The sequence below is a fragment of the Thiorhodococcus mannitoliphagus genome (assembly GCF_010915725.1).
GTDB lineage: Bacteria > Pseudomonadota > Gammaproteobacteria > Chromatiales > Chromatiaceae > Thiorhodococcus > Thiorhodococcus mannitoliphagus.
The window spans coordinates 1-1,857 of the sequence record NZ_JAAIJR010000306.1; the positions used below are offsets into that span (position 1 = coordinate 1).

3 protein-coding genes are annotated in these 1,857 nt (G+C 60.9%); 1 reads left to right on the forward strand and 2 read right to left on the reverse strand.

Going from position 1 to position 1,857, the window contains the following annotated elements; all coding sequences use genetic code 11:
- Positions 1 to 60: 60 nt before the first annotated feature.
- On the reverse strand, positions 61 to 906 hold the full coding sequence (locus G3480_RS26385) for a Druantia anti-phage system protein DruA (protein ID WP_164657166.1): 846 nt from the start codon (positions 904 to 906) through the stop codon (positions 61 to 63).
- 231 nt (positions 907 to 1,137) lie between these two features.
- Between G3480_RS26385 and G3480_RS27735 the strand changes: the two genes are divergently transcribed.
- Positions 1,138 to 1,299 carry a hypothetical protein gene (locus G3480_RS27735; RefSeq protein ID WP_167752494.1) on the forward strand — a complete coding sequence of 54 codons (162 nt, stop codon included), beginning with the start codon at positions 1,138 to 1,140 and terminating at the stop codon, positions 1,297 to 1,299.
- Positions 1,300 to 1,399: 100 nt separating this feature from the next.
- Here G3480_RS27735 and G3480_RS26390 read toward each other — a convergent pair whose 3' ends face one another.
- Positions 1,400 to 1,663 carry a hypothetical protein gene (locus G3480_RS26390; protein WP_164657167.1) on the reverse strand — a complete coding sequence of 88 codons (264 nt, stop codon included), beginning with the start codon at positions 1,661 to 1,663 and terminating at the stop codon, positions 1,400 to 1,402.
- Positions 1,664 to 1,857 lie beyond the last annotated feature (194 nt).

The following is a 1,857-nucleotide window of genomic DNA, read 5'->3' on the forward strand; positions in this document are numbered from 1 at the left end:
GCGAAACTCAAGACAGATGAGTAGGATGCCATCGATCGCCCAGAAACAGTATTAGGACTTTCACTCAAGACCACTAGTCTGGTAGTGTTTGCCTGGGCGCACCAAGCCGTCGCCGGTGGTGCGGCCTAACAGCGTCCAACCGGCCGCCCGGTAACAGGTGCCGCGGAAACGGGTCGGATCGACGAAGGTCTCCAACAGCACCGGGCGATAGCCCCAGCGTGACTGCCAGTCGTCGCCCACCTGCCGGGCCAGTTGTCCAAGCACGTGGCTGGCGAGATTCGCCACCTCGATCCCAGGGAAGATCAGATAGCGGCTGTTGTTGAGCACCCAGGGCAGGTTCGCCAGGCGTTGGCGATCGTTCCAGCCGATCCATTGATCACGCGCGCTGAGCGCCTTGGCCGCGCCGCCGAGCAGGATGCAGCCTAGCTGATACTCGCCGGACTCGATGAAGTAGCGCGCCCAATAAACGAACGGCTTCTTGTAGCCCAACGGATGGTCGCGCTCGACCTGCGCGTTCCAGAGGTGCTCCTCCTCGGTGTCGCTGACCAAGCGCAGGCGCACCGCATCGAGCTGCGCGAGGGATCGCACCAACGGCGCCGATCGCTCGGTTCGAGTGCGCGCGGGTTGCGCGGCGCAGGAGCGGCGGCCAGGATGGCGTTTGTCTTCCCGCAACGCGGGCAGGTGCTGCTCCCCGGCCGTCTCCAGGCGTGCCAACAGCTTGGCGCAGGCCTCGAACTTCGGCCGCCCCGCCGGTGTCAGCCAATCGAGGTGCTCGCACACCGTGAAGGTGAGTTCCGTGCGCGATAACCCGGGAAAGCGTTTGACGAAGGTGCGGATGTAGGCGACGTCATCGGAGCCGATCTCTCGATCCCCCTGCCACCACGTCGCGTTGTCTTGGCGTTGCATGCGGCGTCAATCAATTCTGCGCAATGGTTCACGCTCGATTCTCCCACCGCGCCCGTGCTGTGTTTACCCCCTTTTGCGACAAACTTTTTTTCGTCTTCCCCGCAAGCCTTGCTGGCGCTAGGCTCAGGAGGTCATGCGTCACGGCTGACCGGTGCACTCAAGGTCCTGCACTGCCGCTTGCCCTAGTGCCCGACCGGGCCGCGGAAGATTCAGCAGTGGTATCAGCGCCTCGTGAAGGAAGTCGCCGAGGAAATCCTCCCGCCGCGCCGTCACCGGATCAATCCCCGCGTCATCAAACAAAAGATGAGCAAATGGCCCAAGAAGCGGGCGCACCACCGACATCCTCCTCAGCCGACCAAACCCTTCGAGGAGAGCATTGTGCTGTGCCATTGAACGGTATTGGGGTTAGAGGAGGTTAGGTGCGCTAGGTCCTCAACGAAAACGAGGACCCGAAGGCCCCCGTTTCTTGACAGCGGACATTGCCTGGCGGGTGTTAGAACACCGAGACCTGACCGCTGATGCCGTTCTGCGTCTGGTTCGCACCGACGACGTTGAATCCACCGATGGCGTTGCTCTGATCGACGGCGACGTTCTGCTCCTGCGCGAGCAGGTGCGTGCCGAGATCGATCTCGGGGGCATTGACGATGCCGAAGAAGGCGCCGAAGGCATCTCCGGCGAAGGCGTAGCCGCCGCTCACACCGCTCATGGCGGCCTTGTCCAGGGTCCGGTCGGCGCTCAGGTCTGTCAGGGTCAACATGGTTTTTCTCCTAGGTCTTACGGTTGCGTATCGAGGGGGTTGGGACTGGGTTGGCTTAGACGCCGTATAGGAACTAAGTAACTGATTCGCTTTCGAAAAAATCTGAATAACATGGCGATTTAATACGAATGCCCTCTTTTCATTCGGAGGAGATCAAGATGAATTCAGACAATGCCCATACACCTTTACGCTAT